At 64.9% G+C, this 24,421-nt stretch carries 25 protein-coding genes; 22 read left to right on the top strand and 3 right to left on the bottom strand.

Annotated features, from left to right (window positions below; genetic code table 11):
• The first annotated feature begins 86 nt into the window (after positions 1–86).
• From ABGN05_RS19560 to ABGN05_RS19505, 12 genes are read left to right on the top strand one after another with little or no spacing between them, the layout of a single operon-like run.
• Positions 87–572 carry a TRAP transporter small permease gene (locus ABGN05_RS19560; protein WP_367955716.1) on the top strand — a complete coding sequence of 162 codons (486 nt, stop codon included), beginning with the start codon at positions 87–89 and terminating at the stop codon, positions 570–572.
• The gene (locus tag ABGN05_RS19555) at positions 569–1,873 is read left to right on the top strand and encodes a TRAP transporter large permease (protein WP_367955715.1); all 1,305 of its coding nucleotides are present in this window, start codon (positions 569–571) and stop codon (positions 1,871–1,873) included. Before ABGN05_RS19560 ends, ABGN05_RS19555 begins: the two co-directional genes overlap by 4 nt.
• Positions 1,874–1,907: 34 nt before the next feature.
• Positions 1,908–3,020: a nitrilase-related carbon-nitrogen hydrolase gene (locus tag ABGN05_RS19550; RefSeq protein ID WP_367955714.1), complete on the top strand. Its 1,113-nt coding sequence runs from the start codon at positions 1,908–1,910 to the stop codon at positions 3,018–3,020.
• 23 nt (positions 3,021–3,043) lie between these two features.
• The gene (locus ABGN05_RS19545; RefSeq protein ID WP_367955713.1) at positions 3,044–3,409 is read left to right on the top strand and encodes a Rieske (2Fe-2S) protein; all 366 of its coding nucleotides are present in this window, start codon (positions 3,044–3,046) and stop codon (positions 3,407–3,409) included.
• Positions 3,396–3,758, top strand: coding sequence for a hypothetical protein (locus tag ABGN05_RS19540; RefSeq protein WP_367955712.1), 363 nt, complete (start codon positions 3,396–3,398; stop codon positions 3,756–3,758). The genes ABGN05_RS19545 and ABGN05_RS19540 overlap by 14 nt, the downstream gene beginning before the upstream one ends.
• On the top strand, positions 3,755–5,017 hold the full coding sequence (locus ABGN05_RS19535) for an amidohydrolase family protein (protein WP_367955711.1): 1,263 nt from the start codon (positions 3,755–3,757) through the stop codon (positions 5,015–5,017). The genes ABGN05_RS19540 and ABGN05_RS19535 overlap by 4 nt, the downstream gene beginning before the upstream one ends.
• 24 nt (positions 5,018–5,041) lie before the next feature.
• A complete protein-coding gene (locus ABGN05_RS19530) occupies positions 5,042–5,362 on the top strand; it encodes an NIPSNAP family protein (protein ID WP_367955710.1) in 321 nt (106 codons plus the stop codon).
• A 36-nt stretch (positions 5,363–5,398) separates the two neighbouring features.
• On the top strand, positions 5,399–6,271 hold the full coding sequence (locus tag ABGN05_RS19525) for an FAD binding domain-containing protein (RefSeq protein ID WP_367955709.1): 873 nt from the start codon (positions 5,399–5,401) through the stop codon (positions 6,269–6,271).
• Positions 6,268–6,768 (top strand): (2Fe-2S)-binding protein, encoded by a 501-nt coding sequence (locus tag ABGN05_RS19520; RefSeq protein WP_367955708.1) that lies wholly within the window; start codon positions 6,268–6,270, stop codon positions 6,766–6,768. The genes ABGN05_RS19525 and ABGN05_RS19520 overlap by 4 nt, the downstream gene beginning before the upstream one ends.
• Positions 6,765–9,161, top strand: coding sequence for a xanthine dehydrogenase family protein molybdopterin-binding subunit (locus tag ABGN05_RS19515; protein ID WP_367955707.1), 2,397 nt, complete (start codon positions 6,765–6,767; stop codon positions 9,159–9,161). Before ABGN05_RS19520 ends, ABGN05_RS19515 begins: the two co-directional genes overlap by 4 nt.
• Positions 9,158–10,138, top strand: coding sequence for an amidohydrolase family protein (locus ABGN05_RS19510; RefSeq protein WP_367955706.1), 981 nt, complete (start codon positions 9,158–9,160; stop codon positions 10,136–10,138). The genes ABGN05_RS19515 and ABGN05_RS19510 overlap by 4 nt, the downstream gene beginning before the upstream one ends.
• A gap of 19 nt (positions 10,139–10,157) precedes the next feature.
• Positions 10,158–10,604 (top strand): SRPBCC family protein, encoded by a 447-nt coding sequence (locus ABGN05_RS19505; protein WP_367955705.1) that lies wholly within the window; start codon positions 10,158–10,160, stop codon positions 10,602–10,604.
• Between the two features lie 170 nt (positions 10,605–10,774).
• Here the strand turns inward: ABGN05_RS19505 and ABGN05_RS19500 are convergent, their stop codons facing one another.
• The 3 genes from ABGN05_RS19500 to ABGN05_RS19490 form a co-directional block, all read right to left on the bottom strand.
• Complete coding sequence (locus ABGN05_RS19500) at positions 10,775–11,989, bottom strand: amidohydrolase (protein ID WP_367955704.1); 1,215 nt, start codon at positions 11,987–11,989, stop codon at positions 10,775–10,777.
• Positions 11,990–12,061: 72 nt separating this feature from the next.
• Positions 12,062–13,372, bottom strand: a complete 1,311-nt coding sequence (locus ABGN05_RS19495) for a type I glutamate--ammonia ligase (protein ID WP_367955703.1) — start codon at positions 13,370–13,372, stop codon at positions 12,062–12,064.
• Positions 13,362–14,228: a MurR/RpiR family transcriptional regulator gene (locus ABGN05_RS19490; protein ID WP_367955702.1), complete on the bottom strand. Its 867-nt coding sequence runs from the start codon at positions 14,226–14,228 to the stop codon at positions 13,362–13,364. Before ABGN05_RS19490 ends, ABGN05_RS19495 begins: the two co-directional genes overlap by 11 nt.
• Before the next feature lie 159 nt (positions 14,229–14,387).
• Here ABGN05_RS19490 and ABGN05_RS19485 point away from each other — a divergent pair, with 159 nt between their 5' ends.
• From ABGN05_RS19485 to ade, 10 genes are all read left to right on the top strand, one after another.
• A complete protein-coding gene (locus ABGN05_RS19485) occupies positions 14,388–15,191 on the top strand; it encodes an N-formylglutamate amidohydrolase (RefSeq protein WP_367955701.1) in 804 nt (267 codons plus the stop codon).
• The gene (locus ABGN05_RS19480) at positions 15,181–15,843 is read left to right on the top strand and encodes a cysteine hydrolase family protein (protein WP_367955700.1); all 663 of its coding nucleotides are present in this window, start codon (positions 15,181–15,183) and stop codon (positions 15,841–15,843) included. The genes ABGN05_RS19485 and ABGN05_RS19480 overlap by 11 nt, the downstream gene beginning before the upstream one ends.
• A gap of 28 nt (positions 15,844–15,871) precedes the next feature.
• Positions 15,872–17,188: a M20 family metallopeptidase gene (locus ABGN05_RS19475; protein ID WP_367955699.1), complete on the top strand. Its 1,317-nt coding sequence runs from the start codon at positions 15,872–15,874 to the stop codon at positions 17,186–17,188.
• Between the two features lie 23 nt (positions 17,189–17,211).
• A complete protein-coding gene (locus ABGN05_RS19470; protein ID WP_367955698.1) occupies positions 17,212–18,444 on the top strand; it encodes an ABC transporter substrate-binding protein in 1,233 nt (410 codons plus the stop codon).
• A gap of 61 nt (positions 18,445–18,505) precedes the next feature.
• Positions 18,506–19,249: an ABC transporter ATP-binding protein gene (locus ABGN05_RS19465; RefSeq protein ID WP_367955697.1), complete on the top strand. Its 744-nt coding sequence runs from the start codon at positions 18,506–18,508 to the stop codon at positions 19,247–19,249.
• Entirely contained in the window at positions 19,246–19,980 is a 735-nt protein-coding gene (locus ABGN05_RS19460) for an ABC transporter ATP-binding protein (protein ID WP_367955696.1), read from the top strand. The genes ABGN05_RS19465 and ABGN05_RS19460 overlap by 4 nt, the downstream gene beginning before the upstream one ends.
• Positions 19,977–20,858, top strand: a complete 882-nt coding sequence (locus tag ABGN05_RS19455; protein ID WP_367955695.1) for a branched-chain amino acid ABC transporter permease — start codon at positions 19,977–19,979, stop codon at positions 20,856–20,858. Before ABGN05_RS19460 ends, ABGN05_RS19455 begins: the two co-directional genes overlap by 4 nt.
• Positions 20,858–21,823, top strand: a complete 966-nt coding sequence (locus tag ABGN05_RS19450; protein WP_367955694.1) for a branched-chain amino acid ABC transporter permease — start codon at positions 20,858–20,860, stop codon at positions 21,821–21,823. The genes ABGN05_RS19455 and ABGN05_RS19450 overlap by 1 nt, the downstream gene beginning before the upstream one ends.
• A gap of 362 nt (positions 21,824–22,185) precedes the next feature.
• Positions 22,186–22,530, top strand: coding sequence for a hypothetical protein (locus tag ABGN05_RS19445; protein ID WP_367955693.1), 345 nt, complete (start codon positions 22,186–22,188; stop codon positions 22,528–22,530).
• A gap of 76 nt (positions 22,531–22,606) precedes the next feature.
• Complete coding sequence (ade, locus tag ABGN05_RS19440; protein WP_367955692.1) at positions 22,607–24,418, top strand: adenine deaminase; 1,812 nt, start codon at positions 22,607–22,609, stop codon at positions 24,416–24,418.
• Positions 24,419–24,421 lie beyond the last annotated feature (3 nt).

Here is a 24,421-nt window from a genome sequence, read left to right as displayed (position 1 = left end):
TCGCCGGCCCGGAGCCGGCAATCGAAACCAACCGGGGTGAGGCGGTGCAGCAGCAAGCAGGACGACTTATGGCGGCGGCGAGGCTGGTGGCGAACGTCCTCGCGATCCTCGCGGCCCTATGCCTCGTCGGCATGATCGTGATGACCTCGCTGAACATCGTCCTGCGGCGGCCGCCCTTCGAGACGCCGGTCACCGGAGCGCACGAGCTGACTGCATTCATGGGGGCGCTGGTGATCGCCCTGGCCCTGCCGCTGAATCAGCTGCGCGACGGCAACATCCGCGTCGAGATGCTGACGGCCTGGCTGCCCAGCCGTGTGACCGACATCCTTCATCGCTTGGTGCTCTTGGTCTCCGGTGCGCTTTGCGCCGTGATCGCCGTGCAACTCGTCAAGCACGCGCACGTCCTGTCGAACCGTGGCGAGGTGTCGATGACCCTCGCGATCCCCTACTACCCGTTCATTCTCGTGGTCGGTTGCGGCTTCGCGATCCTTTCGGTCGTCCTGTGGATCCAGATGATCGCACCGCGGGAGAAGCAGTCCGAAGACCGGTCCGGGAAGGAAACCACGATATGAGTGGTCCCGCCCTCGGTCTCGTCGGGATCGTCATTCTCCTGGGGGTGATGCTGACCGGCATGCCGATCGCGTTCGTCTTCGCGCTGCTCGGGTTCCTCGGCATCGCCTACATGATAGGCTTCCAGCCTGCCCTCAACGTGCTGGCGCTGGACACCTGGGAAGTGTTCAGCTCCTACACCCTGACCGTCATTCCGCTCTTCGTCATGATGGGAATGATCGCGTTCCAGACCGGCCTCAGCGAACGGCTGTACCGGGCGGGCCACGTCCTCTTCGGCAAGGTGCGCGGCGGTCTCGCCATGGGGACGGTGATGGCGTGCGCGGCCTTCGCGGCATGCTGCGGTTCCAGCCCGGCGACGGCGGCGACGATCGGCGCGGTGTCGCTCCAGGAGATGCGGCGCTACAATTATTCGGACGCGCTGGCCACGGGCTGCGTGGCGGCGGCCGGCTCGCTGGGCATCCTCATTCCGCCCAGCGTCACCTTCGTCATCTACGGCATCATGACGGAGAACTCGATCGGCAAGCTGTTCATCGCCGGCCTGATCCCCGGTCTGATCCTCACCGCCCTCTTCGTCATCACCGTCGCGACCGTCACCTTCTTCAGGCCGGATCTCGTCGGTCCGCCCGCCGATTCTTCCACTTGGAGGGAGAAGCTGCGCGTGACGGTTTCCAACTCCGGCGAGGTCGTGGCGATCTTCGTGATCATCATGGGGGGCCTGTTCCTGGGGTTCTTCACGCCGACGGAGGCGGGCGCGGCCGGCGTGACCGCCATCATCCTGATCGGGCTGGCGCGACGGCAGTTGAAATGGGCGGGCTTCGTGGAGGCCATTCGCTCCACGCTCGGAAGCACGGCGATGATCATGCTGATCATCGCCGGAGCCACGATCTTCGGACGGTTCCTGTCGCTGACGCAGCTACCGAATGTCGCGGCGTCCTGGGTCATCGGGCTCGACATGGATCCCTCCATGGTAATGCTGATCATCCTCGTCATCTACCTGATCGGCGGGACCTTCATGGATTCCCTCGCCCTTCTGCTGCTCACGCTGCCGATCTTCTATCCGGTGAGCCTGCATCTGGGCTTTGATCCGCTCTGGTTCGGCGTCTTCGTGGTCATCGCGATGGAGATGGCGCTGATCACGCCTCCGGTCGGCATCAACGTCTTCGTCATCAAGGGGGTCGCGAAGGACGTGCCGCTTTCCACCATCTTCAAGGGGATCCTTCCCTTTCTCGCCGCCGAGATCGTGATGGTGTTCATCCTGCTGCTTTTCCCCCAGATCGCCACCTTCCTGCCAGGCTTCATGTGAGCGCCGAACGCAGTAAACGAATGGAGTCCGATAGATGTCCGATCTCTATACCGTCGTCATGATGCAGACCAACCGCGTCGGCATCGAGAAGCGCGAACAGATCCGGGAGGCCAACCTGAACCGGTGCCTGGAACTGTTCGGATACGGTGCCCGGAGACTGGCCTTCAGGGGATACGCGCCGCTCAAGCTCGTCGTGTTTCCGGAAGTATTCTTGCAAGGCTGGAACGACAACGCCGCGCCCTACGACACGATCTTCGCCAAGGTGGCCAGGGACATGGCCATCACCGTGCCCGGGCCGGAGATCGAGGCGCTCGCCGAGAGGGCGCGGGAGTTCAAGACCTACATCGCCGGCAACGTGCACGAGGTGATGCCCGACTTCAGCGAGGACATCGCGTTCAATTGCGGCTTCATCATCGATCCCCAGGGCGAGGTGATCTACAAGCGGCACAAATACTGCCCCTACCTGCCCTATCGCGGCCGCGACGACGTCAGCCCGCACGACGTCTGGGACCGCTACCTCGAATTCATGGACGGCAAGTTCGGCCGCAAGAAAGGCGATGTGCTGTCGTGCATGTTCCCGGTCGTCGAGACCGATATCGGCAAGCTTGGCTATCTCATCTGCAACGAGGCGTTCTATTCCGAACACTCGCGCGCCATGGCGCTGCAGGGCTGCGAGGTGCTGATCCGGTCGAGCGGAATGGCCGAGCCCGACGGATCGCCGCCGCAGGACCTTTGGGAAGTCACCAATCGCGCCCACGCCGCGTTTAACACGATGTGGGTGGTGGCCTGCGCGCCCGGACATCTGCACGTGCCCGGCAATCCGATGAACGCCTATCCGGGAAACTCGATGGTGGTCGACTTCCACGGCGCGATCACGCAGCGGATTCCCTATCCGGGTGAATCGGTCACCGCGGCGCAGATCAACATCGAGGCGCTGCGCCGGCGCCGCATGGATCCGCGCCAGAACTGGCTGACCCAGATCCGGTCCGAAGCCTTCCGGACCATGTACGACAAGCCGATCTATCCCATCAACATGTACAACGACACCCTGCCCGGCGACCAGGCCGACCGCTCGGACGCCCAGCCCATCCGGCGTTTCGTCGAGGACGGGATCTTCATCGCTCCCGCCGGCCCGCGGGCGGGCTGAACGAGCGTGTCCGGAGGCCGAAAGTGACCGAATACTACGTATGCGATGACGACGATCTGGCGGAGATGGGCCGGCTCGTCGTCGAGTGCGGCGACAAGCAGGTCGGCGTCTTCAGGGTGCAGGGAGAGATCCACGCCTGGTTCAACCGTTGCGCCCACATGCGCGGACCCGTCTGTCAGGGACGCATCTACCGCAGGGTCCTCGAGCCGGTCGCCGAAGACGGGACGGTCAGGATGATGCAGCAGTCGGAGACCGAGATAAACATCGTCTGCCCCTGGCACGGCTACGAATACGACCTGAAGACGGGACGGCATCCCGGCAATCCGCGGATCGCGCTCAGACGCGCGGAGCACGTCGTGCGCGAAGGAAAGATTTATGTCCGCGTTTGACGTCGACCGTGTCCGCGGCGCGCTGGCGCGGCGCAACGATCCCTATGCGTGGATCGACGAGATGGCGAGCGATCTGCTGGCGGATTCGAAGACGCTGGTCGGAGCGGGAGAACAGTCTCGCGTCTCCGACGAGGCGGTCGCCAAGATCATGACCGCCGTGGTCCGGCTCTACGCCGCTAAGACCGACGGCGAGGAGAGGACCTTTCGTCCCCTGCACGGACGTGGCGACGAAGAGATCACCGCGACCGAACTGCTGACGGCGGTGTCCGAATTGCTGCGCGCCATGAACCTGAGCCCCATGGAACTGTCGATCTGGTTCCGCCACAGGCCCGACATCGAGAAGGAATGACCATGAAGAGCGACGTGACGCCGAGGGCGATCCCGCTCCGCGAGCAGGAAATCAGCATTTTCACCGACACGCGCGACCTGCTCGAGCATTCGCGCCGCGACGCGATGAAGCGAGGTCTGCAGGACTGGTTCGTTTGCGACGTCGACGCCCATCACGTCGAGACCGTCTCCTGGAAGGAGGTCGTCCAGTACATCGAGGATCCGGTCGTCCGCGAAAACGCGATGAACTACCAGCAGCAGCGCATCGGCGCGCCGCCCTACGGGCTGAACGGCGATCTGGGCTTGCGCTACCAGAGCGTCGGCGGACGCATACCCCACCAGGACGACCAGCGCGAGAAGGTGGAGGACACCAGCGTCCACCGTGACGTGACGCTGACGCGGCGCGCCATGAACAGTCTCGGCGCGGACTACATGATCGTCTTCCCGACGCCGATGCTGTTTCTGGGCATGCATCCGCAGCCGGAAATGGAGATCTGGCTCGCCCGCGCCTACACGCGCTGGACGATGGACAAGATCATGGCCGCGGACGACCGCATCAAGACCCTGATCTATCTGCCCTTCAACACGCCCAGCGAATGCGTGCGCATGGTGGAGGAGTTCGGACACCTCAAGAGCGTGGTCGGCTTCACCGTCACCAGCACGCGCTACAAGCCGGTGCATCACAACGACTACATGCCGGTCTACGCGCGCATCGAGGAACTCGGAAAGCCGATCGCCTTCCACGCCGGCTACCACTGGCAGGACCAGTCGCTGGCCACCGTCAACCGCTTTCTCGGCATGCACGCGCTCGGCTTCGTCTGGTGCAACATGGTGCACATGACGAACTGGATCCTGAACGGCATCCCGGAGCGTTTCCCCAAGCTCAACAGCATATGGGTCGAGAGCGGCCTGGCCTGGGTGCCCTTCCTCATGCAGCGGCTCGACGACCAGTACCTGATGCGCCAGTCCGAGGCGCCGCAACTGAAGCGGATGCCCAGCGACTACATGCGCGAGAACTGCTTCTACACCACCCAGCCGATGGAGGTGACCCACAAGAAGGCGCTCGAGAATACGTTCGAGATGATCAATGCGAAGACGCAGCTCATGTATTCGTCCGACTGGCCGCATTTCGATTTCGACCTGCCGTCGATGATCACCGACCTTCCGTTCCTCGACGAACAGTCGAAGCGCAACATCCTCGGCCTCAACGCGGCGCGCCTGTTCAACCTGCCCACCGACCTGCGCAAGGACCTGGCAGGCGGCGGCGTGCCCCTTGGCTGACGGACAAATTCGAGGGAGCGAGAATTGATCTACGACCTGCGCGTCTACGAACATGCCGAAGGAAAGGCCGATGCGGTACGCGAGCGGTTCCTTGCCGAAGTGGCGCCCCGCTTTGCCGGTCATGGAATCGACCTCGTCGGCGTCTTCGTCGACACCGAAACGGGAATGCTGACCTATCTCACGCGCCATGCGGACGATGCGGCGCGCAAGCGGGCCTGGGCGTCGTTCTCCGCCGACGAGGGGTGGAAGGCCGCGAAGGCCGCGTCCGAGCCCGACGGCCCGCTCATCTCCAAACAGCGCATCACCGTGCTGGAGCCGATCGGACGAGGTCTGCTTCTTGGATGACACGAACCTCATGACGACGCCGAGACGGCACGGGACATGAAACCAGCTCCATTCGATTATTTCCGTCCTGCTTCAATCGGTGAAGCCTGCGCGTTTCTCGCCGCCAATCCGGAAGCACGCGTGCTCGCCGGGGGCCAGACACTCATTCCCATGCTTTCCATGCGCCTGGCCAGGCCTTCGGCGCTGGTCGACGTGACGCGCATGCGGGAACTGAAGGGCATCGATCTCGCCGGCTATACGCTGCGCATCGGGGCGGCGACGACGCAGGCCGAGGCGCTCGACTCCGCTCTGGTGGCTCGCGAAGCGCCGCTTCTGAGGCTTGCCCTTTCCAACGTCGGCCATCCCCCGACCCGGGTGCGCGGAACGATCGGCGGCTCGATCGCGCATGCGGATCCCTCCGCCGAGATCGCGCTCGCGGCCACGATACTCGGCGCCTCGATCGTCTATCGCGACGGCGACGAGGAGATCCGTTTCGAGCCCGTGGACTTCTTCATCGGGCCGACGATTACCACCGCGCCGCCGTCCGGCCTCCTGACCCATGTCGCGTTTCCGCGGCGGCCCAAGGGACGCGTCGGCGCAGGCTTCCGCGAGATCGCCGCGCGGCGCGGCGACTACGCCGTTGCGTCGGCAGGCGCCCAGGTCGTGCTGCGTGACGATGGCACATGCGCCTCGATCGCGCTCGGCGTCGGAGGCGTCGGCGATGTTCCGGTGAACGTCGACCTCTCCGAACTCGACGGAACGCCGTTCGCCTCCGACCATGTCGCGGGCGTGGTTGCGGCCGCGCTCGCCGACCTCGAATGCGTCGGGGATCTGCACGCGACCGCGAGCTATCGCCGCAGAGCGGCGATACGCCTGGCCATGCAGGCCATCGGCGACGCTCACCAGGCCGCGATGGAGGATGCGGCGTGAGAGTTCCCCTGACCGTGAACGGGACGACGAGCGAGATCGACGTGGAGCCCAGGATCACGCTGCTGGACGCCCTGCGCGACCTGCTCGGGCTCAAGGGAACCCATACCGGATGCGAGCATGGGGTCTGCGGAGCGTGCACCGTCCTCGCGGATGGCGCCGCGGTCCGCTCCTGCCTGATGCTCGCCGTCCAGTGCGACGGCATCGCGATCACGACGATCGAAGGCCTGGCGCCGGGACCAGGAGAACTCGACGTCGTCCAGGACGCCTTCTGCGAAACCCACGGCCTGCAATGCGGCTATTGCACGCCCGGCATGATCCTCGCCGCCTCCGGCCTGCTGGCGAAGAACGACGATCCCACCGACCATGAAATCCGCGATGCGCTGTCGGGAAACATCTGCCGCTGCACGGGCTACGGCCAGATCATCGAGGCCGTCGCGCTGGCAGCGCGGCGGCTTCGCCAGAACAACCTTCGCCCGGTACTGGACGACGCGGGATGACCATCGTTTCGCGCAGATTTATCTCCACCGACCGCCGGGTGCGCGAGGATCGCCGCTTCGTGGCGGGGAGCGGCCGCTTCGTCGCCGACATCGATCTTCCCGGCACGCTGCATGTCGCGCTGGTGGCGGCGCAGCATCCGGCCGCCCGGATCGTCGCCATCGACGGCGCGGAAGCCCTGGCGATGCCCGGCGTCATCGCGGTGCTCGATGGGCAGGAACTCTCCGCGGCGACCAACCCGATGATGAACGGGCTCGACACCCCGGAGGTGAAGCGATTCCCGCTCGCCGTGGGACAGAACAGGTATGCCGGCGAATGGATCGCCGCTGTCGTGGCGGAGAGCCGCAGGCTCGCCGAGGACGCCGCCGAAAAGGTGCGCGTGGAGGTGGAACCGCTCGGCTTCGTGATCGACGCCGAGGAGGCGGTTTCGCCGCACAGCCTCCCCGTCCACCCCAGGCACGGGTCGAACGTGCTCCTGGACCGCACATTTACCTGGGGCGCGGTGGAGGACGATTTCAGCCGTTCGGAAGAACGGCTGTCGTTCCGCGTCACCTGGGGTCGCAGTTCGACGGTCCCCATCGAGACCTTCGGCGTCATCGCCCGGTGGGATCCCTGGAGCGGTATCCTCGACGTCTGGGCGTCGATCCAGATGCCAAAGTATGCCGACCAGATCGCGCGCGCCCTGAAGCTACCCGGCAATGCGGTGCGCGTGCACTACGACGTGGATGTCGGCGGCAGCTACGGCGTCAAGCGGGGCATCAAGCAGACGGTTCTAGCCGGCTATCTCGCTCGCAAGCTCGGTCGCCCCGTCCGCCTGATCGAAGACCGGCTGGAGAACATGCGTGCCGGCGACGCACACGGGCCGGAGCGCATTTTCGATGTCGAGGCGGCATTCGACCGCGACGGACGGGTCAATTCGATGCGGATGCGGGCGCTCGACAATGCCGGCGCCTATGCCGGGCGGGCGCCTTTCCAGCTCGGCAAGCCGATCGGCGCGATCGTCGGCCCTTACCGGATCAAGTCCGTCGAGTATCGCGCGATGTCGGTCACGACCAACAAGACCGTCCAGGAAGCGGTGCGCGGATTCGGCCAGTCGCCGACCAACTACGCCATCGAATCGATGATGGACCGGGTCGCGGACCACCTGGGCATGGACCGGCTGGATCTGCGCAGACGCAACTTCATCCGCGCCGACCAGTTCCCCTACCTCATCCCGTCGGGCAGCACCTATGACAGCGGCGACTACCACGCCGTGGTCGAAAAGGTCGTCGCGGCGGCCGGCTACGAGGCGCTGCTGGCGGAACGGGACCGGCTGCGCGGCGAAGGGCTTTGCGCAGGCGTCGGCCTCGCCGCATGCCTCGAACCGTCCGGCGGAAACTCGTCGTTCGAACCGCTCCTCAATGAGAAGAACCGGACGTCGACATGGATGGAGAGCAGCCGCATCATCGTCGACGCGCTCGGCGACGTGACCGTCAACATCCACACGACCTCGTCCGGACAGGGGCACGAGACGCTGGCGGCGACGGTCGTGGGCGAGGTGCTGGAAATCGATCCCGATCGCATCCGGGTCGTGCGGCCGGATTCGCTTGCCAGCCTGCCCGGCAATTCGCCCGTGGGAAGCCGCATGGCGGTGATGCTCGGCGGCGCGGCGTCGAATGCGGCGAAGGACCTGAAACGGCAGATGCTCGCCATCGCCGCGAACCGGATGAAGGTGCCGGTCGGGGATCTCGTCTATGATGGGGGTGACGTGATCGGGCCAGGCGGATCGAGGCTCGGCTGGAGCGACATCGTCGAGATTGCCCATCGACGGTTCCATGAACTGCCTCCGGGAGCCAGCCCCGGCCTCACCGCCTCCTTCATCCAGCAAGTGCCGACAGGCGTCGCTCTGCCGAAGGACGGCAAGGTGCAGATGTATCCCTGCTACTCCTTCGAGTTCCATCTCGTCCTCCTGAGTTTCGATCCCGTCCTGGCGAAGCCGGAAATCCGCCGCTACGTGATCGGCCATGACTGTGGCACGGTCATCAATCCGCACATCGTGAAAGGCATGACGCTCGGCGGCATCGCCCACGGCATCGGCGCGGCGCTGCTCGAGGAGTTCGTCTACGATGCGGAAGGACAGCTCATGACGCAGAGCTTCCTCGACTATCTCATGCCCTCGACGCACGAGATTCCCCATGTCGAGATCGTGCACCACTGCACGCCTTCCCCCCTGACGGAATTCGGCCAGAAGGGCTCGGGCGAAAGCGGCTATCTCGGCGCGCCGGCCGCGATTTCCTCGGCCATGCAGGACGCGGTGGCGCCCTGGCGCGTCACACTCGACAGACTACCCATCCGGATGAGCCGCGTGAGCGACGCGATCGCCGCCGCGCAAGAGGAAGGCGCAACCAGCCAATGATCATCGACGCCCATGCCCATTTCGTTCCGCTATCCCTGCTCGAGGAGCTCCAGGACAGGAAAAGCGAATTCCCGGGAGTCGAAATCATCTCGAAGGACGGCGGCATCGCCTTCTCCTTCGGCGGCAAGCCGCCGACCAGGCCGGTGTCTCCGGGCCTGACGAACCTTGGCAAACGGCTGCAATGGATGGACGAGAACGGCATCGAACGGCAGGTCGTCGCCGGCTGGCTCGACATGTTCGGCAATGATCTGCCCGCCGCGGAAGGCGCCGCCTGGGCCCGCATCATCAACCGCCATCTCAAGGAGGCCGAAAGGCAAAGCGGCGGCCGGCTTGTCGGCCTTGCCGTCTTGCCGCTGCAGGATGGCACGCTGGCCGCGGAGGTCTTGCAAGAGGCGCACCGGCAGGGGTTCGGCGGGACGATGATCGGAACGCAGCCAAAGGGAAAAGGCGGAGTGCTCGACGATCCTTCGCTGGATCCGTTCTGGAAGACCGCGGACGCGCTCGGATCGGTCGTCGCCATCCATCCGGTCTTCGATGCCGGCGACGACAGGGTCAAGTTCAAGGGAATGGAAAACGCCGTCGGCCGCATAACCGACACGCTGATCGCAGTGAGCCGCATCATCTATTCCGGGCACGTCGCGCGATATCGGAACGCCAGGATCGTCGTCGGCATCGGCGGCGCGGCGCTGCCCTACGTGGTCGGACGACTGAAGCGCAACCATTCGCTTCACCCCGAGGACATGGCCGATCCGGCGGAGGCGCTGTCCATGCTGTGGTACGACACGCTGCTGCACGATCCGGCGGCGCTGCGGTTCCTGATCGACACCGTCGGCGCCGACCGGGTGATGCTCGGTTCCGACATGCCTTTTCCGATCGGCGATCCCGCGCCCCGTGCCATCCTGGAGGGTCTCGATCTGGGTCCCGCCGAGATCGGGTCGATCGAAGGCGGCCTCGCGCAACGCCTGCTGCGGCTGTGACGGATCGCGGAGCGGCACGATGAAAATGGAACTGACCGGCAGCGAGGAAATCGCCGCCTCGCGACAGACGCTCTGGGATGGGCTGACGGATCCCGGCGTGTTGGCGAAATGCATTCCCGGCTGCAAGGCTATGACCGAGACCGGTCCGGACGCCTATGATGTCGAGATGCAGCTGAAGGTGGCGGCGGTCGGCGGAAGCTTTCGCGGCAAAGTGATCCTTCGCGACAAGCAGGAGCCGGATACCTGCCGGATGACCCTGGCTGGCGGCGGCACGCTCGGCACCGGGAACGGATCGGCCGAGTTCACGATCACGGAAATCAAGCCAGACCTTTCCCGCCTGGACTATTCCTGCCACGGCGAGATCGGCGGTCTGGTGGCGGGGGTGGGCCAACGGGTCCTCGGTTCGGTCTCGAGGCACCTGGCTAAACAGTTCTTCGCGAATCTGCGAAAGCACTATCAATCCTAGGGGCATATGCGGTTCGCGCAACGGGCCCGCACCGCGGCGGTAATGTCGGACGTATGCCCCGTTCCCGCGATAGCGCGACGGGCACTGGCTCAAGTCACGTCAAGTCAAGTGTAGACACGCCGCGCGCCCGCGCCGGATCCGCGCCGATCCGATCACTCCGGCAAGTCCTTTCATGGCCGAGATCCGGCCTGCTCCAGATAACGTTCGGCCAGCGTCGCCCAGTAGCGCACGCCGGTCGGAATGATTTCGTCGTTGAAATCATAGCCGGGGTTGTGAAGCTGGCGCGGCGTGGCTTCGCCTTCCCGGGCGGCGCCTAGAAGCACGTAGCATCCAGGCACGCTGCCCAGCATGAACGCGAAGTCCTCGGCCCCCATGATCGGCTGCATGCCGGTTTCCACGGCATCGCCGCCGGCCACCTCCCTGGCGACGGCCGCGGCGAACTGCGTTTCGTTTTCGGTGTTGCGCAGGACAGGATAGCCGCGCTCGAAGATGAATTCGTGGCCGGCGTCGGCCGCTTCCGCCGCGTGGCGAACGATCTTTTCCAGTCCGGCCTCGAAGTCGTCCCGCACGCTGTCATTGAGCGTATAGATCGTGCCGCGAACGACCGCCTTTTCCGGCGTGACGTGGACGCTCTGGCGGTCGCTCGGGTTGCCGCTCTGGAACTGCGTGATCGATAGCACGACCGGCTCGGCCGGGTTCACGTAGCGCGCCTTGAACGCATGCATTTCCTGCACGATCCGCGCGGCGATCAGAAGCGGATCCGGCACATTGAACTGCGTCGCCGGATGCGACAGCCTGCTGAGGACGTGGAACTCGAACGTATCGATCGAGGCGAGCATCGGACCCGTGCGCATCCGGAAGGTTCCGGCCGGGAAATAGGGCATGTTGTGCATGCCGAAGATCGCAGAGACCGGAAACTTGTCGAACAGGCCGTCCCTGACCATCAAATTGCCCCCGCACCGTTCGTCGCCCGTCTCCTCGGCGGGCTGGAAGATGAAGCGAACGATGCCGTCGAAGTTGCCGTGACGCGACAGGTAGCTAGCCGCGCCGAGCAGCATGGCGGTGTGTCCGTCATGACCGCACGCGTGCATCTTGCCATCGACCTTCGACCGGTACTCCAGGTTCGTTTCTTCGTGAATGAACAGCGCGTCCATGTCGGCGCGCAGACCGACCGCGATCGGCCTCGTGCCGCGCTTCAGCGTGCCGACCACACCGGTCTCGCCAAGCCCGCGATGAACCTCGATGCCGAACTCCTCGAGTTTCGCGGCGACGAAATCGCTCGTTGCCTTCTCGTCGAACGCCGTCTCGGGATTGGCGTGGAGGTGGCGGCGCCACTCGGTGACTTCTGCCACGAGCTGGTCGTCTATTGCGGTAAGGTGGCCCATGAGACGTCTCCTGCGACTTGGGAATGGTGGCAACACGAAGTTACGGGGGCGCCTTCATCCGGCGCGTCGGGATCAATAGACCTGTTCATAGAGACTGCAGATCTCCGCCTGCGGCTTGCCTTCGAGAAACGCCATCTCGCCCTGCTTGTGCTTGACGTACACGTCGGCGAATCCCTCCGGGAACCAGCCCGTGACCGTCGGGTTTGACGAGAACCTTTCGAGTGCTTCCGGCAGCGACCGCGGCAGCCGCAGGTAACCGCGCGCTGCGAGCGCCCCCGTGTCCTGCAAGGACAGGTCTTCGGCTGTCGCATCCGGGGTCGGCAGCCCTTCCTCGATGCCCTGCACGCCCGCGTGGACGATCGCCGCGAGCTGGAGGTGAGGGCTCGCCGAGGCGTCGGCCGCGCGGTACTCGAAGTTGAACTGTGCGGCCTTGGCGACGTCGCTCAGGTCAGAGACCGGGCAGATGCGAACCGAGGCTTCGCGGTCGCGGTAGCCGAGATTGTTGAAGGCAGCGCTCCAGCGGTGCGGCGTCAGCCGCAGATACGACACAACGCTCGGCGCGGTGATCGCCACGATCGAATCGAGGTATTTGAGGACGCCCGCGACGAAGCTGCCCGCCGTCGCCGCGAGTTCGTGCTTTTCCTTCGGATCCCAGGTCGCAGGCGTGTCGCCGTCGAGGAAACTCAGGTGAATGTGGACGCCGTTGCCCACGCCGGCCGGGTCGCGGATCGGCGTGAAGGTGACCTTGTGGTCCGACCTGAGGGCGACAGCCTTGATCAGCTCGCGCAGGATGGCGGCATTGTCGGCGATCCGCACGCCGCGCGCCGGTCCCATGGTCACCTCGTACTGCCCCGCGCCGTACTCGCGCATGAACGTGTCGGGCTCGAGACCGGCGGCCCGCATCGCCGCGACCGTGGTCTCGGCAAATCCGCGTTCGGCACGGAAGCCCGCGGCGGTATAGGCGTCGCCCAGAACGGATGGGACATCGCGGAACTGGAACTCGTGCTCGAAGGCGCCGAACAGCGTGAGGCCGGTGACCGTACGCAGCCGCTCCAGCGCGGACGACAGGATGGAGCGCGTGCACATTTCCCATGCCCTGCCGTCGGTATGGCGGATGTCGCCCAGCGCGAAGTGCTCGACCGGGCCGCCATCTTCGAAGTCGACTCGCACGCGCGCGGCCTCGTCCGGGATCAGCACGAGGTCGCCGAGAGAGCCGAACGGGCTTTCCGCGATGACGTCGAAGCAGGTGATCTGCACATTGGTGGGGGTCCAGCCGATGCCACGCTTCCTGCGCTTGTCGAACTGAACGGCCGGGAAGGCCTTGCCGCGGACCTTGCCGGCAATGTCCGTGCAACAGGCGATCACCATCTCCTCATGCATCATTGCCGTCCCCGTTCTTGATTGTTGGCGGCGACAGCCGCAGCGTATCCCAGGTCTCTATACGGCCCTTCGTCGCCGGCCAGTCGGCCTCCGAGACCTTCACGATGAGAGCCTCGACGAATGCCACGGCGCAGATGGCGGTATCCCAAGCGGTGTCGTTCTCGATCGGCAGCGCGACCACGTGGTCGCTGTGGCGGGCGATCGGCGACATCCACTTATCTGTGATCAGAACGATCTTCGGATGGCGCTTCAGAGCGATCCGCTCCGCAAGCCGCGCAAGGTCCGGCTGATAGCGGCGGAAGTCGAACAGGACGACGACGTCCTGCTTGCGCATCGACAGGACTAGGTCGGGCCAGTCTTCCTGAATGGCGGGCAGGTGATGGATGCGCGGACGGATCTGCCGCAAATGCTGGGAGAGCAGGCGTGCGATGCTGTCGCTGATCCGGCCACCCAGCAGAAAGATGGTACGGTTGGTATCGGACAGAAGCTTCGCGATCTCGTCGAACTGCGCTTGCGAGACGCTCCCCGTCATTTCGTCGAGCAGCGCAATGGCTCGCCGCGCGTACTCGGCGATGAAGTTCCCGCTGCCGAGCTTTTCCGTCGCCTTCAGGTCGAGCGGCGAGCGGCTGCCTTCGCGCAGTTCCTCGATCAGCTGGCGCTGGAATTCCTGGTATCCGGCAAAACCGATCTTGCTGACGAAGCGGGTGATCGACGGCGCACTGACACCGCAGCGTTCGGCGACTTCCTTGATCGTCTGCAGGGCACCGAACGGATAGTCGGCCAGCACGGCGTGAGCGATCTTGCGCTCGCTGGCGGTGAGTTTCGCCGTCTCCCGCCGGATCGTCTCACGCACGGTCATTCTGCCGCCGCCCGGTTTTCCGTTGCTTCCTGGATAGCTCCGAGCGGCTACTATCCACCTTGAAAAAAATTAGTCAAACGGAGAATCTCGATTGACTATGATTGAAAAGTTTCCTTCATTTAGACGATCCGGTCAGGTCGACCCGTGAGCGTCCCGCAGATGTTGCAGTACTCGGATATGGTAGCCAAGGTGCTCTCGCCGTTTGATCCGCGGCCGGTCGAGCTGCTGAACGGCGACGGCGCTTCTCCCTTCGTCCTGTCATGCGAACATGCCGGCCGCGCCATTCCCGAAATCTTCGGCGATCTCGGCGTCGCTCCCGCCGACATGGAGCGCCACATTGCCTATGACATCGGCGCCGAGGGCGTTTCGCGGCACCTGTCGCGGATACTCGATGCGCCGCTGATCCTGCAGCGGTACAGCCGTCTCGTCGTCGATTGCAACCGCCCCTTCGAGGCGCCGGACTCTATGCCGGTCGTCAGCGACGGGACGGCCGTGCCAGCGAATGCGGGACTGAGCGAACGCGCGCGACGCCAGCGGTTCGCTGAAATCCAGCAACCGTTCCACGACACCATCGCGGCAGTGCTCGATCGCCGCGTGCAAGCCGGGCTCCCCAGCGTGCTGATCTCGGTGCATTCATTCACGCCGAGACTGCGCGGCGGACCGCAGCGGCCATGGGAACTCGGGGTGCTCTCGAACCGGGACGGCAGCTTTGCCGCGCGGTTTCTCGCGGTCTTCCAGGCAAGGCATCCCGCGATCGTCTCGGCGCACAACGAGCCGTACGTCGTCAACGATGCGTCGGACTATACGATCCCGGTGCACGGTGAGCGCCGCGGCCTGCCGCATCTGCTCCTCGAGATCCGCAACGACCTGATCGTGGACGAGGCCGGCCAGTCACGCTGGGCGGCGATGGTGGCGGAGGCGCTGGTCGCCGCAAACGCGAAAGGCAACATCGATGGCCGCTGACTTCCCGACCACACGCGAGATACCGCTCGATCCGAAGGAATCCGCACTGCTCTTCATCGACGTGCAGAACTTTTGCGCACGGCGCGACGGGGGCGAGTTCAAGGACGTCCCCGACAGCGACATTGCGGGGAAGTACAGCTACTACTTCGAACGCCTGAAATCGCTCGCAATTCCCAACATGCAGCGCCTGCAGAAAGCGTTTCGCGGCGCCGGCATCGAGGTGCTCTACACGACGATCGAAAGCCTGACCAAGGACGGGCGAGACCGCAGCCTCGATTACAAGATCACCGGCTTCCACGTTCCGAAGGGCTCCTGGGATGGCAAGGTGATCGACGAGATCGCCCCGGGCGATGACGAGATCGTGCTCCCGAAGACGTCGTCCAGCGTCTTCGTCTCCACGCATATCGACTACCTGCTGCGCAATCTCGGCGTGAAGCAGCTCGTGCTGTCCGGCCTGGTCACCGACCAGTGCGTGGAATCGGCGATCCGCGACGCCTGCGACCTCGGCTATCTGGTGACGCTCGTGCGCGATGCATGCGCGACCTACAACCAGGAGCGGCACGACAACACTCTGCGCGCCATCAAGGGTTACTGCCGGCAGATCAACACAGACGCGCTGATCGAGGAGATCTCCACACGACGTGCCGCCTGACGGTCCAGGAAAAGAGGGGAACAAGAAAATGGCCACATCGGAAGACGCAGTCAAAGCCGCCTGGAAAGTGCTCGACGCGGAGCGGGACTACGCAACCGACCTGACACAGAAGCTGGTCCGCATCCCTTCCGTGAATCCGAAATTCATCAAGGACCCCGAGCAGAACAGGGAACCGGCCGTTCAGGACGTCGTGGAAGGGGAGCTCAAGTCCATCGGCATGTCGATCGACCGGTGGGACGTCTTCGAGGACCGGCCGAACGTCATCGGGCAACTGGCCGGTTCGGAAGACCGCAGCCTTCTGCTCTGCGGCCATGTCGACGTCGTGCCGATCGGCGAACGCGCCACCTGGACCGTCGATCCCTTCGGCGGCGAAATCAAGAACGGCAGGCTTTACGGCCGCGGGGCGGTCGACATGAAGAGCGGCGTCGCGTCCGCCATCGGTGCGATCCGCGCCATCCGAAAGGCCGGCATCGAACTCAAGGGCCGCGTGGCGATGCACTCCGTGGTCGACGAGGAGACCGGCGGCTCCGGCGCCATCGACGCGGTGAAGCGCGGCTACCTCGCCGAGGCCGCGATCATCACCGAGCCGAGCTGGGGCGAGATCCAGGTGTGCGAGGGCGGGCTGGAATGGGTCCGCGTCACCGTGCGGGGGCGGCAGGGCCACGCGGGCTGGCGCTACAACGAGGTCTGGCCGCAATACCACACGCCCGAGCGGCTCCAGCCGGGCGTGAACGCGATCGACCTCGCGGTCCGTTTCATGGAAGCCCTCCGCCATTTCGAGAGCGCACGCTGCCGCAGCCGCTCGCACCCTCTGGTGCCGGCGGGCCTCAACACGATCAATGTCGGCGCGATGCGCGCCGGCGCTGGTCTCGGGCCGGATGGGCTGCCCATGATCATGACCAACCCGGCCATCATTCCGGATGTCGCGGTCCTCGATCTCGACTTCAAGTTCCTGCCCAACGAGAAGAAGGAAGACGTCCGCGCCGAGTTCGAGAATTTCGTCCATCATTTCTGCCAGTCCGACATGTGGCTCAAGGACCATCCCATCAAGGTCGAGTGGGAACTGGGCGGGTTGCACTTCCCGCCCATGGACACGCCGCCGGACCATCCTCTCGTGCAGTCGCTTTTCAGGCGCCGCACCGAGCTGGGCGGCAAGCCGAAAATCTCCGGTTTCATCGCCGTCGCCGACTGCGCCCACTACGCGGGGGCGGGCGTCAAGGCGATGATCTGCGGGGCAACGGGCGACGGCTTCCACGGCACCGACGAGTACGTGGACATCGCCTCTCTCGAGGAAACGACCAAGACGCTTGCCGCCGCCATCATCGATTGGTGCGGCGTTCGCTGAACTTTCGAAACAGGGGAACCACAATGAAAACGACGACGCTCAGAAATGCGCTTCTGGCAGCCGCGGTGTTCGCCGCGCTGCCTGCCCACGCCCAGGACAAGGTCGCCAAGATCGGCATCCTCGCGCCGCTCACGGGCGGCGCAGCGGCGGACGGCACCGAGATGGTCAACGGCGCCAAGCTCGCCGCCGAGGAAATCAACGCGGCCGGCGGCGTCGCCGGATACAAGCTGGAAATCGTCGTCGGCGATACCCAGGACCAGGCGGCCGACGCCGTGACAAGCGCGTTCGAGCGGCTTGCCGGCGATCGGGACGTCAACGCGATGATGACCGGCTACGCCAGCGGGTCCAACTTCGAGATCGAGCTGATGGCCGAGCAGGAGATGCCGTATCTCATCTCCGCGAACTCGGCGCAGACACGCGACATCATTGCGCCGAGCCCGGACGATTTTCCGACAGTGTGGTCGTTCACGCCGTCCTACGACGCCTATGAGACCGCCATGGTGCCGGTGATCGAGCAGCTTGAGAAAGCCGGCATCGAACTGCCCAACAAGAAGGCGGCGCTGATCTCCTCCGACAACCCGTATTCCAAGACGATCATGGAGGGGCTGAAGAAGAACTTCGAGGCGGCGGGCTGGACTGTGACGTCGGCCGATTTGCTGCCCTTTGGCGAGATCAACGACTGGCGCGCCTTCCTTGCCCGCGTTCGGCAGGACGCGCCGGCCGTCATCATCAACACCGACTACCTGCCGGGCAACGCGGCCAAGTTCGTAACGCAGTTCCTGGAGACTCCGACCAACAGCCTGGTGTTCATTCAGTACGCCCCGTCGGTGCCCGAGTTCCTCGAACTCACCAAGGAGCACTCCACCGGCATCATGTACAATCTGCTCGGCGGCGTGCTCGACACTCCGAAGAACCCGCGCGCGGCCGAGGTGGCCAAGAAGTTCGAGGACAAGTACGGCGTCAAGACGGGCTCCTATGGCGCCTCGCTCTACGAGCAGGTTTATGTCTATGCGGAAGCGCTGGCAAAGGTCGGCGACCCGACCAAGCGGCTCGAAATCGGCGCCGCGATCGGCGCAACCGAAAAGCAGATTGCATCGGGCAAGCTGAAGTTCGATCCGGCCACCCATCTCGCCATGCAGGGCGACGACGCCATTCCGATCCAGTTCTTCCAGATTTGGAATGGTGAGCGCGTGCTGTTCTATCCGGACGCCTATGCGACCGGCACGTTCCAGTCGCCGCCGTGGATCAAGCAATAGGCGCAGGGACAGGGACCGCGCGGGTACCTCCCGCGCGGTTCGTCCTGGACATCTGACAGCGATGAATGACGCTCCGCTTCTCGAGACACGCAACCTCACCCGCCGCTTCGGCGCGTTGAGGGCCGTCGACGACGTGTCGTTCAGCGTGGCCGCCGGGCAGGTCTACGGCATCGCCGGCCCCAACGGCAGCGGCAAGAGCACGCTGTTCAATGTGATCACAGGCATACCCTTCCGGCCGAGCAGCGGCGAGGTATTGCTGTCGGGTCAGCCCATACATCGCATGCGACCGCACGAGATCAGCCGCGCGGGTGTCTTGCGGACCTTCCAGAAAGATGCGGAGTTCGCCTCGCTCTCGGCCTTCGAAAATGTCTACACGAGCGCCGTCTACTGCGCGGGAACGAGCAGCGCGACGGCGGGCGATGCGGCCCGGCAGGCACTCGACGACGTCGCTCTGCCGCCCTCGCGTCGCGGCAAGGCCGCTTCCGAACTGTCCGTGTTCGAGCGCAAGCAGTTGATGATTGCCTCGGCCATCGCAAGCCAGCCAAAGGTGCTGCTGCTGGACGAACCCGCCGCCGGTCTCACCAAGCCCGAAATCGCCGGCCTGTCTGCACTGATCCGAACCGTTCGCGGGCGCGGTATCACGATCGTGCTCATCGAACACGTGCTCGCCCTGCTGCTCGATGTTTCGGAGCACCTGATGGTTCTGAATTACGGCCGCGTCATCGCTTCCGGCACTCCGGCGGAGGTGGTGCGCGACCCGAAAGTGGTGGAAGCGTATCTCGGAACGCGGGAGATCGCGCATTGACCGGGCCGGCGAACGCCCTCGATGTCGCCGGTCTGCATGCGGGATATGATTCCTATGACGTCCTGCATGGAATGAGCCTGCATGTCGGGCCGAACGAAAAAATCGGCCTGTTCGGTCCCAACGGTCACGGCAAGACGACGCTGCTCAACGCCATCTCGAAGGTCATCACTCCCAGCCGGGGCGCAGCCAGCTTCATGGGCGAGCCGCTGGCCGCAGTAAGCTCGCGCGGCATCGTCGAGCGCGGACTGATCCACGTGCCGCAGGCCAACCGTCTGTTCCCCGACATGGAGATCATGGAGACCCTCGAGCTCTCGGCCTTCACCAAGCGGGCGCGAGGCGACCGCGCGGCCAATCTCGATTACGTGCTCACCCTGTTTCCGCGCCTGGCGGAGCGCCGCAGGCAGCAATGCAAGACGCTTTCGGGCGGAGAACGGCAGATGCTGTCCATCGGCGTCGGCCTGATGTGCGCGCCGCGCATGCTCATGCTCGACGAACCGACGCTCGGCCTGTCCCCCAAGCTCAAGGAAGAGCTCGCCAATGCCATCGCCGGCATCGGCGAGAGCGGCATGCCGATGCTGATCGTCGAGCAGGACATCGCCTTCGTGCTGTCGCTGGTCGACCGGATGTACTTCGTCGATCATGGGGAAATCGCCCGCGAGATCGACCGCGGCAGCGACGTCGACCACCAGGAGATCATGGACATGTATTTCGGGGAGCGCGCCGCGCCATGACCGCGGATACGCTGAGCACCGTCTTCGTCAGCGGAATCGTCCTGGCGTCGGTCTATGCGCTCATTGCCAGCGGACTGTCGCTCGTCTGGACGACGCTCGGCATATTCAATTTCGCGCATGGCGCGCTGATGACCCTGGCAGCCTACATTGCCTGGACGGTCTCGGACGCCGCGGGCCTCGGCCTGTGGCTCGGCGTGGGGATAGCGGTTGCAATCGCCGTGGTGGTCGCTGTCGGCATCCTCATCGAGCGCCTGATCGTTCGACCGTTCTACGATCATCGCGACATTCTGCTGATTACGGTCATGACGACGCTTGCCGCGATGATCTTCATCGAGAAGGGATCGCAACTGTTGTGGGGAGCGCGTCTGAAGCAATTGCAGCCGATCGTCCCCGGTCAGGTCAATTTTCTCGGCACCAACATATCGGCGCAGGAGGCGCTGATCATCGCTCTGGCGCCTGTGCTTCTCGGCGCGCTTTTCCTCTTCCTGCGTAATTCGCGCATCGGTCGGGGCATCCGCGCCGTCGGGCAGAACCCGCACGCCGCCAAGCTGATCGGCATCGACGTGTCGCGGGTCTTCATCATAACCTTCGCCCTTTCGGCGGCACTTGCCGGGCTGACCGGCGTGCTGCTCGGGTCGGTGCGGATGGTGACTCCGGCCTTCGGCGCGGAGCCCCTGGTGAAGGCGCTCATCATCGTCATCTTCGGCGGCCTCGGCTCGCTCGGCGGTACCATCGCCGCGGCATACCTGCTGGGCCTCCTCGAAGCCTTCCTGATCTTCTTCATTGGCATCTACTGGGCGCCGTCGATGGTCTTCGTTCTCCTGATCGCCATCCTCGTAATCAGGCCGCAGGGTCTTCTGGGCAAGGTGGTCCGCTGATGCCGTTGCGACCGAACGCAAAAAACCTCGGCCTCGCCGCGCTGATCGTCGTGGGCCTGATCGTGCCGCTGGTGGTGGAGGACACATACACCCGGCACCTTTTCATCATCGCCTTCATCTACGCAGTGGTGGCGTCGAGCTGGGACCTCAGTCTCGGCTACGCCGGCATCTTCAATTTCGGCCACGTCGCCTTCTTCGGAATAGGCGTCTACGCAACAGGCCTGACCGCCAAGCTGCTTGGCATAGACCCCTGGCTCGCCATGCTGATCGGCGGGATCGCGGCCTCCGCGGCCGCCGCGCTCGTCGCACTGCCCGTCGTGAGGCTTCAGGGCGTCTACGTCGTGCTGGTCACCTTCGCCTTCGCCCAGCTGGTGCTGCAGGTCGTCATCAGCCAGTCGGTGGTGACGGGCGGCACGCAGGGCCTGATACGCGTGCCGACGATCGAACTTTTCGGCTACAATTTCCTGCGCGACTACAAGTTCGGCTACTATTACGTCGCCTTCGCGATGATGCTGATCGCCGTGTCCTGCCTGCGCTGGATCGCGCGTTCGGATTTCGGACTGTCTATCCTGGCGATGCGCGACAACGAGGACTATGCGGCTTCGCGCGGTATCCCGGTCGCGATGCAGCGGTTGAAGGTGCTCGTGCTGAGCGCGTTCTTCGCAGGGGTCGCCGGCGGGTTCTTCGTGATCTATCTGCGCGTCGCCTCACCGGAGGTGTTCAGCTTCTCGACCTCTTCGCTCATCCTGTCGATGGTGCTCGTCGGTGGCACGTCGACCATCTACGGACCGGCGCTGGCCGCGCTCGCATTGACCTTCGTTTCGGAAGGGCTGGCCAACTTCGAGGGCCTTGCGGAAGGCCGTTTCATTCTCGTGGCCGTGGCGATGATCGTCGTCCTGATCTTCTTCCCCAAGGGGCTGGCCTCGGCTCTACCCAAAGGTTGGACGAAACCCGCGACAGGATGAAGGATTCGCTCCGGTGTCGGCTTCGGTTTACGCCCCGCGCGTGACACGGCCCGCATCCTCCCGGCAGCACCGTTGCCGATACCCACCGCGCCTTGGAACCCGCGTCCGTGATCAGCGTTTCATCCCGCGAGGAGGCCGGGCCGCGACAACCGGGCTTGGCGGCGAGGAAGTACAGGGCTTATTTTCCCGGTTTCTGGCCCTGGGCAGCGAACAGCCAGGCGCACTTCTGTACCGCCCGGCCCGGCCATCCTCTGTCTCGCCCTGCTCCCGTCGAGCGGGGTCATGGAAACGTTTGTCGCGTGCCGGAACATTGAAGCGCCCGGTGCGTTCCCCTGCGAGACCTCCAGCCACGGGGCATGCCCATGACACTTCCCTTTTCACGCAGTCGCGAAGACGCCATCGACGATCTCGAGCGTCAGATGGCGGCACTCAAGCGCGAACTGAGTTCGCTGCGGCACAGCGCGGCCAAACACGGTTCGCGTGCCTATGACGAGGTAGCCAGCCGCGGCAGCCATGCCTATGACGACGTCGCGGAAATCTTGGCCGATCTGTTGGGGCAGCTTACCCGCCGCAGCCGTCCCGGACGGCGAGAGGTCCAGCGTCAGGCGCGCATCGCTGGTGCCGCCGTACGGGATCATCCCAAAACCACAGCTTTGGTCGGCCTCGCAGCCCTTGGTCTTGCCGCCGCACTCCTGATGCGGCGCTGACGGCCGCGCTTTCGGCAAATCGGGGCTGGCGCCGCGTCTCGCGGCTTGGCACATTCTCCGGCGAAGGAGAATCCGAATGCCGAAGACGCCACGCTTTTCCAGACCCAAGCCCTGGACGGAGGTCGCCGCCGTGCTGGTCGACGTCGCGACGGGGCGCAGGCCAGCCGATATGGTCGTGCGAAACGGGCGCTGGGTGAACGTCCACTCGGGCGAGGTGATCCCCGGCACCGACGTGGCGATCGCAAAGGGGCGTTTCGCCTATTGCGGCCCGAACGCCAGCCACGCCATCGGCGAGGGGACCAAGGTGGTCGACGCCGGCGGCCGCTACCTAGTGCCGGGCCTTTGCGACGCGCACATGCATGTCGAGAGCGGCATGGTGACGGTGACCGAGTTCTGCCGCGCCGTCATTCCGCACGGCACCACCTCCATGTTCATCGACCCGCACGAGATAGCCAACGTCCTTGGTCTCGAAGGCGTACGCCTCATGCACGACGAAGCGGTCGACATGCCGGTCAACGTGCATGTCCAAATGCCGTCCTGCGTGCCGTCGGCGCCCGGACTCGAGAACGCCGGCGCCACGCTCGGCCCGAAGGACGTGGCCGAGGCCATGACCTGGGAGAACATCATAGGCCTCGGCGAAGTGATGAATTTTCCGGGCGTCGCCGCCAACGACGCCACCATGACCGGCGAGATCGCGGCGACGGTGGCAGCCGGCAAGACGGTCGGCGGTCACTATGCCTCGCCCGATCTCGGCCTCGCCTTCCACGGCTACGTTGCCGGCGGTCCCGAGGACGATCACGAGGGCACGCGGGTGGAAGACGCGATCGCGCGCGTGCGGCAGGGCATGAAGGCGATGCTGCGGCTCGGCTCCGCCTGGTACGACGTGGCGACCCAGATCAAGGCGGTGACCGAGCAAGGCCTCGATCCGCGCAACTTCATCCTGTGCACCGACGACAGCCACTCCGGAACGCTGGTCGACGAGGGTCACATGAACCGCGTCGTGCGCCATGCCATCGCGCAGGGGCTGAAGCCCGTCACCGCCATCCAGATGGCGACGATCAACACCGCGCAGCATTTCCGGCTGGAGCGAGAGATCGGCTCGATCGCGCCGGGGCGGCTTGCGGATTTCCTGATCGTCTCCGACCTTGCAACTCTCACGATCGACGAGGTCTACGCGCGCGGCGTGCGTCTCGCGAAAGGCGGAAAGCTGGAGGTCGACATACCGGTGCGCACCTATCCAGCCAGCGCGAGGAACACCGTGAAGCTCGGGCGCAAGCTCGGTGCCGCCGATTTCGACATCGCCGCGCCCGCGGGCGCGAACGAGGTGCGGGCGCGCGTTATCGGGGTCATCGAGAACCAGGCGCCGACGCGCGCGCTGGAGGCCGACCTGCCCGTCGAGGACGGAATCGTCCAGATGGACCGCCGCAACGACGTCTGCCAGATCGCGCTGGTGGAACGCCACCGGGGCACGGGCGCCGTGGTGAACGGCTACGTCTCTGGTTTCGGTTACATGCGCGACTGCGCGCTGGCGTCCACTGTCGCCCATGATTCCCACCACATGATCGTCGTCGGCACGAACAAGGCAGACATGGCGGCCGCAGCCAATCGCCTCGGCGAAATCGGCGGCGGCGTGGTGCTGTTCTCGCAAGGCAAGGAACTGGCGCTGGTGGAGATGCCGATCGCCGGGCTGATGTCGGACGAACGCGCGGAAATCGTCGCCGCGAAGGCCGGCAAGCTGACCGCCGCGATGCGCGAGATGGGCTGCTCGCTGAACAACGCCTACATGCAGCACTCGCTGCTGGCACTGGTCGTCATCCCGGAGCTCAGGATCTCAGACATGGGCATCATCGACGTGACGAAGTTCGAGAAGGTCGACCTGTTCGTCTGACCG

It is taken from the genome of Aquibium pacificum, assembly GCF_040839445.1.
GTDB lineage: Bacteria > Pseudomonadota > Alphaproteobacteria > Rhizobiales > Rhizobiaceae > Aquibium > Aquibium pacificus.
The sequence above is the reverse complement of the archived record's forward strand: the minus strand, read 5'-3'. Positions and strand labels throughout refer to the sequence as shown.

Bases quoted from the DNA above. Each gene is read 5' to 3' on its own strand.
- ABGN05_RS19555 (WP_367955715.1), top strand. From the start codon at position 569: ATGAGTGGTCCCGCCCTCGGTCTCGTCGGGATCGTCATTCTCCTGGGG.
- ABGN05_RS19550 (WP_367955714.1), top strand. From the start codon at position 1,908: ATGTCCGATCTCTATACCGTCGTCATGATGCAGACCAACCGCGTCGGC.
- ABGN05_RS19540 (WP_367955712.1), top strand. From the start codon at position 3,396: ATGTCCGCGTTTGACGTCGACCGTGTCCGCGGCGCGCTGGCGCGGCGC.
- ABGN05_RS19535 (WP_367955711.1), top strand. From the start codon at position 3,755: ATGACCATGAAGAGCGACGTGACGCCGAGGGCGATCCCGCTCCGCGAG.
- ABGN05_RS19525 (WP_367955709.1), top strand. From the start codon at position 5,399: ATGAAACCAGCTCCATTCGATTATTTCCGTCCTGCTTCAATCGGTGAA.
- ABGN05_RS19515 (WP_367955707.1), top strand. From the start codon at position 6,765: ATGACCATCGTTTCGCGCAGATTTATCTCCACCGACCGCCGGGTGCGC.
- ABGN05_RS19510 (WP_367955706.1), top strand. From the start codon at position 9,158: ATGATCATCGACGCCCATGCCCATTTCGTTCCGCTATCCCTGCTCGAG.
- ABGN05_RS19505 (WP_367955705.1), top strand. From the start codon at position 10,158: ATGAAAATGGAACTGACCGGCAGCGAGGAAATCGCCGCCTCGCGACAG.
- ABGN05_RS19500 (WP_367955704.1), bottom strand. From the start codon at position 11,989: ATGGGCCACCTTACCGCAATAGACGACCAGCTCGTGGCAGAAGTCACC.
- ABGN05_RS19495 (WP_367955703.1), bottom strand. From the start codon at position 13,372: ATGATGCATGAGGAGATGGTGATCGCCTGTTGCACGGACATTGCCGGC.
- ABGN05_RS19490 (WP_367955702.1), bottom strand. From the start codon at position 14,228: ATGACCGTGCGTGAGACGATCCGGCGGGAGACGGCGAAACTCACCGCC.
- ABGN05_RS19485 (WP_367955701.1), top strand. From the start codon at position 14,388: ATGTTGCAGTACTCGGATATGGTAGCCAAGGTGCTCTCGCCGTTTGAT.
- ABGN05_RS19480 (WP_367955700.1), top strand. From the start codon at position 15,181: ATGGCCGCTGACTTCCCGACCACACGCGAGATACCGCTCGATCCGAAG.
- ABGN05_RS19475 (WP_367955699.1), top strand. From the start codon at position 15,872: ATGGCCACATCGGAAGACGCAGTCAAAGCCGCCTGGAAAGTGCTCGAC.
- ABGN05_RS19470 (WP_367955698.1), top strand. From the start codon at position 17,212: ATGAAAACGACGACGCTCAGAAATGCGCTTCTGGCAGCCGCGGTGTTC.
- ABGN05_RS19465 (WP_367955697.1), top strand. From the start codon at position 18,506: ATGAATGACGCTCCGCTTCTCGAGACACGCAACCTCACCCGCCGCTTC.
- ABGN05_RS19455 (WP_367955695.1), top strand. From the start codon at position 19,977: ATGACCGCGGATACGCTGAGCACCGTCTTCGTCAGCGGAATCGTCCTG.
- ABGN05_RS19450 (WP_367955694.1), top strand. From the start codon at position 20,858: ATGCCGTTGCGACCGAACGCAAAAAACCTCGGCCTCGCCGCGCTGATC.
- ABGN05_RS19445 (WP_367955693.1), top strand. From the start codon at position 22,186: ATGACACTTCCCTTTTCACGCAGTCGCGAAGACGCCATCGACGATCTC.
- ade (WP_367955692.1), top strand. From the start codon at position 22,607: ATGCCGAAGACGCCACGCTTTTCCAGACCCAAGCCCTGGACGGAGGTC.